Source organism: Bradyrhizobium sp. RD5-C2, assembly GCF_019972155.1.
Classification (GTDB): Bacteria; Pseudomonadota; Alphaproteobacteria; order Rhizobiales; family Xanthobacteraceae; genus Bradyrhizobium.
Genome location: NZ_BOVL01000018.1, coordinates 1 through 7,181 on the forward strand (window position 1 = coordinate 1; position 7,181 = coordinate 7,181).

Below are 7,181 nucleotides of genomic sequence, written 5' to 3' on the forward strand. Positions count from 1 at the left end.
CCGGCTCACGGCGTCAAGCGCCAAGGACCCAACGGCTTCCCGCCCACCCCATCATGACAGACTTCCAAGACACAGGGACCCATAGGCCGCAGCAGTTGTAGTTGGCGGGACTCGTCGTTCCAACGGTGCACAACAATCGGCATTTGTGGTTATGGGTCCCGGCCGCCGTGCGCAATTGCGCACTAGGCCGGGACGACAGTGACGATGGGTTTCGCTTCGCTCTACCCATCCTACAATCCTCGTGAAGGACTTCTGCCGGAGCGAGACTCCGGCAGAAGCATCACGTCGCTGCTCTCACTTCAACGCGGCCTGGCCGGCGAGCGAGATCACGTTGTCCTGCGCGCCGGAGCCGCCGCTGACACCGATGGCGCCGACGATCTTGCCATTGACCATCAGCAGATTGCCGCCACGCGAGGCGACGACGTCGTCGAGGGTTGCGAGGTAGGAGAAGTAGGGTCCCTTGCCCATCAGGGTTTCGAACACCAGCGTGGGGCGGCGATAGCGGGTTGCGGTACGCGCCTTGTGCTGCGAGACCCCGACCGAGGCATACTGGCAATTGTCCTGCCTCTCGAAATAGACGAGATCGCCGCTCGGATTGACGATCGCGATGCAGAACGCGTTCCAGTTTCGCTTTTGCGTCTCGGCAACGGCTGCCGCGGCGACCTTCTTGGCGGTTTCCAGATTGATCGGTTCGCCGTAGGGCGGCGGCGTCAGGGCATCGGCGACGACGTCATTCGGATTGTCGGGGTTGGGCGGCACCTGGGCCAGCGCGCCGGTGGCGGTAGCGAGCACGACCCATGCCGCGCCGATGAGCGCAGTGAAATAACGCATGTCATTATCTCCCAGTTTGATTGTTGTTTTCAGACGCCCCAATGCGATTACCGGGCGGCAGGACGATAGCAATTGATCCGCGGCGCACAAGGCGGGATCGGATTGGGTGCACCGCGATATTCGCCTGGCTACAATGAAAATCGCGTGACGCGAGGGAATATCGAGGTCGCGCAATGCCGCGATGGTCGCTACAGTCCGCGCGCATCAGAAAGGACATCCGAATGGATCTGGGTTTGAAGGGACGAAACGCCATCGTGCTCGGCGGCACGCGCGGCATCGGGCGGGCCATTGCGGCGACGCTGGCGGGTGAAGGCGTCGGCGTCGCGGTCTGTGCGCGCAATGCCGAGCAGGTAGCGTCCAGCATTGCCGAGCTGAAGGCTGCCGGCGTGCGCGTCACCGGCGCGGCCGTCGATATCACCGACGCCGCGGCGCTGACATCGTGGATTGCCGGTGTCGCAACCGAATTGGGCAGCATCGACATGATGTTCTCCAATGCGGGCGCGATGGCGCAAGGCGGCGATCCGGCTTCGTGGGAGCAGAATTTCCGGCTCGACGTGCTCGGCGCGGTGAACGCGTTCGAGGCGGCGCGCCCGTTCCTGGAGGCGAGCGGCGAGACAACCGGCGATGCGGCCTTCATCATCATCTCGTCGATCTCGGCAGCGCAGGCGGATCGCGCCGGCTCCTACGGCCCGATCAAGGCGGCGCTGGTGCACATGGCGAAGGGACTGGCGCGGCAATACGCGGCGAAGAAAATCCGCGTCAACGTGGTGTCGCCGGGCACCGTGTATTTCAAGGGCGGCGTCTGGAATATGGTCGAGCAGAACACGCCGAAGATTTATCAGGACGCGCTGGCCCGCAACCCGACCGGCCGCATGGCGACGCCGCAGGAGATCGCCAACGCCGCGGTGTTTCTGGCTAGCCCGGCCTCCTCGTTTACGACCGGCTCGAACCTCGTCGTCGACGGCGCGATCTCGAACCGGGTGAATTTTTAAGAGGAACACTTCGCCGTCGTCCTGGCGAAAGCCAGGACCCATTACCCCAACCGCCAGGTGCGGCGCGACACCGTGGCCATAATCCCTGCAACAACAAAACTCGGTGGTTATGGGTCCTGGCTTTCGCCAGGACGACGTTGGGGAGATAGCCGGCTCAACAGCCACCGTCATCGCGCGATGACTAATGAAAATCGCGTGACGGCGGCAGGATGCGGACGTTGCGGGGGTGGCGGATCCTTTGTGGCGAGTTGTCGCCGTGATCGCGACGGTCGTCGTTGAGCGGCTCGATCAGCGCCGGGCCCGCCGGCACGGGATGCTTGCTGAGAGGGGATTCGTTGGCGAGGCCGATCAGATCGTGGGAGCGGTCGGTCATGCGCTGCGCCACCAGATGCGTCACGCCCTCGGGGCTGCTCTGGATATAACCCTCGACCAGGATCAGGCGTGCACCCATCACTTCCTTGCGGTACTGCTCCATCACCTTCGGCCACACCACGATGTTGGCGATGCCGGTCTCGTCCTCCAGCGTCATGAACACGACGCCCTTGGCGCTGCCCGGCCGCTGCCGCACCAGCACGACGCCGGCGCAGCTGACGCGGCGGCGATCATTGCTGCGGTTGATGGTGTGGCAGGCGACGACGCGCTCTCTGGTGAACATCTCGCGCAAGAATTCCATCGGATGGCCCTTCAGCGACAGGCGGATGGTCTGATAGTCGGCGACCACCTGCTCGGGACGCGGCATCTCCGGCAGCGGTTTTGCGCCCTCATCCGGCTGCTCGCGCGCGGTGGCGGCCTCGAACAGCGGCAGCGGCACGTCGTCAGGCAGCCGCCGCACCGCCCACAGCGCCTCGCGGCGGTCGAGCCCGAGCGAGCGGAACGCATCGGCGTCGGCGAGCAGGATCAGCGCGCGCTTCGGCAGGCCGGTGTCGCGGGCAAAGTCCTCGAGCGAGGTGAAGGGCCGGCGGTTGCGCGCCGCGACGATGCGGTCGGCCCAGTCTTTCTCTTGCTTCGCCTCTCCCGCTTGCGGGGGAGGCCGGATCGCATCGGAAGATGCGATCCGGGTGGGGGCTCCCTCCTCAGTGGGACTCGTGGCGAGACCCCCACCCCAGCCCTCCCCCGCAAGCGGCAGAGGGAGCACAGATGCGCCCCGGATGCGCAATTGCGCATCGGGGAATGACGACTGGAGAGCTTTCAACCGCTCCTCGTCCTCATCCAGCCAGTGAAAGCCGTCGATCTGGCGGAAGCCGAGCCGCACCGCGCAATGATCGCCGACCTTCTCCTCCAGCGTGTTCTGCGCAAAGCTGAAAGAGACATCGACCTCGCGCACCGTGACGCCATTGTTGCGGGCGTCGCCGACGATCTGCGCCGGAGCATAGAAGCCCATCGGCTGCGAGTTGAGCAGGCCGCAGCAGAACGCATCGGGATGATGGTGCTTCAGCCATGAGGAGATGTAGACGAGCTGGGCAAAGCTCGCGGCATGGCTTTCCGGGAAGCCGTAGGAGCCAAAACCCTTGATCTGATCGAAACAGCTGCGGGCGAAATCCGGATCGTAGCCGCGCGCCACCATGTTGCCGACCAGCTTCTCTTCATAGCTGCCGATGGTGCCGACGTTGCGGAAGGTCGCCATCGAACGGCGCAGGCCGTTCGCTTCTTCCGAGGTGAAATGTGCCGCCTCGATCGCAATCCGCATCGCCTGTTCCTGGAACAACGGCACGCCGAGCGTCTTGTGCAGCACGTTATAGAGTTCGTCCTTGTCGCCCTGGTCCGGTGCCGGCGATGGATAGCTGACCTTTTCCTGGCCGTTCCGCCGCCTCAGATAAGGATGCACCATGTCGCCCTGGATCGGCCCCGGGCGGACGATCGCAACCTCGATGACGAGATCGTAGAAGGTGCGTGGCTTCAGCCGCGGCAGCATGTTCATCTGGGCGCGGCTCTCGACCTGGAACACGCCGAGCGACTCGCCGCGACACAGCATGTCGTAGACTTTTTTTTCGTCCTGCGGGACTGAAGCGAGCTCCCAGCGCTTGCCCTTGTGGTCATCGATCAGGTCAAAACATTTGCGGATGCAGGTCAGCATGCCCAGCGCCAGTACGTCGACCTTCATCATATGAAGCGCGTCGACATCGTCCTTGTCCCATTCGATGAAGGTGCGGTCGTCCATCGCGGCGTTGCCGATCGGCACATAGGTGTCGAGCCGGTCCTGGGTCAGCACATAGCCGCCGACATGCTGCGAGAGATGGCGCGGAAACTCGATCAGCTCGGTGGCAAGCTCGACCGCGAGGTTGATCATCGCATTTTTTGGATCGAGCCCGGCCTGCCGCACCTGCATGTCGTTGAGGCCCTTGCCCCAGCTGCCCCACACGGTGTCGGCGAGCGCCGCGGTGACGTCTTCCGTCAGCCCGAGCGCCTTGCCGACGTCGCGGATCGCGCTGCGCGGGCGATAATGGATGATGGTCGCGATGATGGCGGCGCGGTGGCGGCCGTAGCGGCGATAGACATATTGCATCACCTCCTCGCGCCGCGAATGCTCGAAATCGACGTCGATGTCGGGCGGCTCCAGCCGTTCCTTGGAGATGAAGCGCTCGAACAGCAGATCGACCTTGGTCGGATCGACCGAGGTGACGCCGAGCACGTAACAGACCGCAGAATTCGCCGCCGAGCCCCGCCCCTGGCACAGGATGTTCTGGCTGCGCGCATAGTGCACGATGTCATGCACTGTGAGGAAGTAATGCGCGTATTTCAACTCGGCGATCAGCGCGAGCTCCTTGTTCAGGGTGGCACGAAGTTTGTCGTCGATCTCGCCGCCGAAATATTTGTCGACGCCGGCCCAGGTCAAATCCTCCAGATGCTGCTGCGCGGTCTTGCCCGGCGGCACCGGCTCGTCGGGATACTGGTATTTGAGCTGGTCGAGCGAGAACGAGATGCGCTCCGCAAAGCGCATGGTCTCCGCGATCGCGTCCGGCAGATCGCGAAACAGCCTGATCATCTCATGCGCCGGCTTGAGATGCCGCTCGGCATTGGCCTCGAGCCTGCGGCCGACAGCCTCGATCGTGGTCTTTTCGCGGATGCAGGTCAGCACGTCCTGCAGCGGACGGCGCGCGGGATGGTGGTAGAGCACCTCGTTGGTGGCGAGCAGTGGCACGCCGGCATCCGCGGCGAGGCCATGCAGCCGCGCGAGACGGCGCCTGTCGTCGCCGCGATAGAGCAGGCTTGCGGCAAGCCAGACGCCATCAGCGGCGCTCGCTTTCAGTTGCGCGAGCACGTCGAGCGCATCGGCCGCCTCGAACCGATGCGGCAGCGCCAGCACCAGCAACTGGCCTTCGGCGAAGTCGACGAGGTCGGCCAGAGTGAGCCGGCAGTCGCCCTTCTCGATGCGCTCGATGCCGCCGCCGCGCTTGCCGCGGGTGAGCAGCTGGCACAGCCGGCCGTAAGCGGCGCGGTCGCGCGGATAGACCAGGATGTCGGGCGTGCCGTCGATGAAGACGATGCGGGCGCCGATCAGAAGTTTTGGCGGATGGGCGACCTTGTCGCTGTCGAGCTCCTTCCAGGCGCGCACCACGCCGGCCAGCGTGTTGTGATCGGCAAGCCCGATCACGGGGATCTTCAGTTCGCTCGCCTGATGCACATAGGCGCGCGGATCGGAGCCGCCGCGCAGGAAGGAGAAATTGCTGGTGATGCCGATCTCGGCATAATCGGGCATCAGATTCTCGTTTTGACGCGTTTTCTTCACGCGAACCGGCCTCCACTTCGCTTGAAAACGCTCTGTTTCATGCGAACAGCCCGTGCACATACCAGTTGGCCGGGACCGGCTTGCCTTCCTCGTCGCGCAGCTCGTTCTCATAGAGGCCGTCGCGAAAGATCCAGAAGCGCTGGCCCTCGGCGTCCTCGACGCGGAAGTAATCGCGCGTCAACGCCGCGCCGTCCTGCTTCCACCATTCCATCGCGATGCGCTCGGGGCCCTCGACCCGCACCACCGCATGCAAGGCGCGCCGCCAGGTAAACTGGTGCGGCGGACCATCGGGCACACTCGCGAACGGCACCTTGATCGGCTCGGGCCGCTCGAACAGCCTGAGCGGTCGCAACGGCGGCTCGCCGGCGACACGCTCCGGCCAGGCGGCGGCGCTCGCCGCGGCCAGATGATGCTGCGCCGGCAGCGCCAGCGCCGCGCGTTCGGGGATGTGGCTCTCGAGCGGCAGATGCACGACGACGCGTTTGCCTCCGATGCGGGCGGCGATGCGGTCGATCATCGCCGAGATCTCGTCATTGTCGTGCACTGTGGTGTCGAGGTCGCGCTGCTGCTGCACCACGATCTGGGTACGCCCGGCTGCGAGGCGAATGAGATCGAAGCCGAAGCCGGGGTCGAGGGGATCGTTGAGCGCATCGAGCCGCTCGCGGAACAGGCGGTCGATCATCTCCGGCCTCGTCACCGGACGCCCGGTCTCGACCATGATCGCGCGCACCGCGCCGTCGGTGCGGAAGAAGCTCGCTTCCAGCTGCCGCGCGCCCTTGCCCTGCTTCTCCATCGCCGCAACCAGCGTCTTGGCGAGGCTTGAGAGTGTCAGCGCGATCACGGTGTCGGTCGCGATGGGCTCGGGGAAACGCTTCTCGACGATGTAATCGGGCAGCGGCTTGCGCGGGCTGATCGGGGCATCGCCCCGCCCGAGCGCGTGGCCGAGCAAGGTGGTGAAATCAGCGCCGAACCGCGCCGAGATCTCATGCGGCGCGCGCGAGGCGACATCGCCGATGGTCTTCAACCCGGCGCGGCGCAGGCCGGTGGTCACGGCAGGATCGGCGCCGAGCGCCGACACCGGCAGCGGGCCGACCGCCTCCGCCTCCGCGCCATCGGCGATGACCTGCCCCGAGGCATAGCGCGTCAGCGTGCGCGCCGCGATCGAGGTGCCGGCGATTGCGGCGCTGACGGCAAAGCCGCGCCGGCTCAGCGCATTGATGACGATCTGCAGCAGCGCGCGCTCGCCGCCGAACAGATGCGCGCAGCCGGTGATGTCAAGAAACAGCCCGTAAGGCGGATCGAGCGCGACCAGCGGCGTGAAACGATCGCACCAGTCGGCGATGTCGTTCAGCGTCTTCAGATCGGCGGCGGGATCGGCGTCGTAGACCGTGAGCTCCGGGCAGATCGCCCGCGCATTGGCAAGCGGCAGCCCGATCGACAGCCCGGCCCGCACCGCCGCCTCATCGATGGCGTGCAGCAGGATCGCGTTGTGGTCTTTTGCGACCACGACGCTGGGGAGAAGGTTGCTTACCTCATTCGTAAGGGACGCATGAGCGGACGGGTTCCCTCCCCCCTTGTGGGGGAGGGTTAGGGAGGGGGGTGAGCCCCACGGGCGGTGCTCGTGGCTAGCC

The 7,181-nt window shown here is 65.4% G+C and carries 4 protein-coding genes; 1 reads left to right on the forward strand and 3 read right to left on the reverse strand.

Translation table 11 applies throughout. From position 1 onward, the window contains the following. Window positions 1–294: 294 nt before the first annotated feature. Window positions 295–831 (reverse strand): GlcG/HbpS family heme-binding protein, encoded by a 537-nt coding sequence (locus BraRD5C2_RS20540; protein WP_097670605.1) that lies wholly within the window; start codon window positions 829–831, stop codon window positions 295–297. Window positions 832–1,052: 221 nt separating this feature from the next. Between BraRD5C2_RS20540 and BraRD5C2_RS20545 the strand changes: the two genes are divergently transcribed. After that, window positions 1,053–1,823, forward strand: coding sequence for an SDR family NAD(P)-dependent oxidoreductase (locus tag BraRD5C2_RS20545; protein ID WP_223970784.1), 771 nt, complete (start codon window positions 1,053–1,055; stop codon window positions 1,821–1,823). Between the two features lie 181 nt (window positions 1,824–2,004). Here BraRD5C2_RS20545 and BraRD5C2_RS20550 read toward each other — a convergent pair whose 3' ends face one another. Both BraRD5C2_RS20550 and BraRD5C2_RS20555 read right to left on the reverse strand, forming a co-directional pair. After that, window positions 2,005–5,520, reverse strand: a complete 3,516-nt coding sequence (locus tag BraRD5C2_RS20550) for an error-prone DNA polymerase (RefSeq protein ID WP_223970786.1) — start codon at window positions 5,518–5,520, stop codon at window positions 2,005–2,007. A 67-nt stretch (window positions 5,521–5,587) separates the two neighbouring features. After that, a complete protein-coding gene (locus tag BraRD5C2_RS20555; RefSeq protein WP_223970790.1) occupies window positions 5,588–7,057 on the reverse strand; it encodes a Y-family DNA polymerase in 1,470 nt (489 codons plus the stop codon). Window positions 7,058–7,181: the final 124 nt, after the last annotated feature.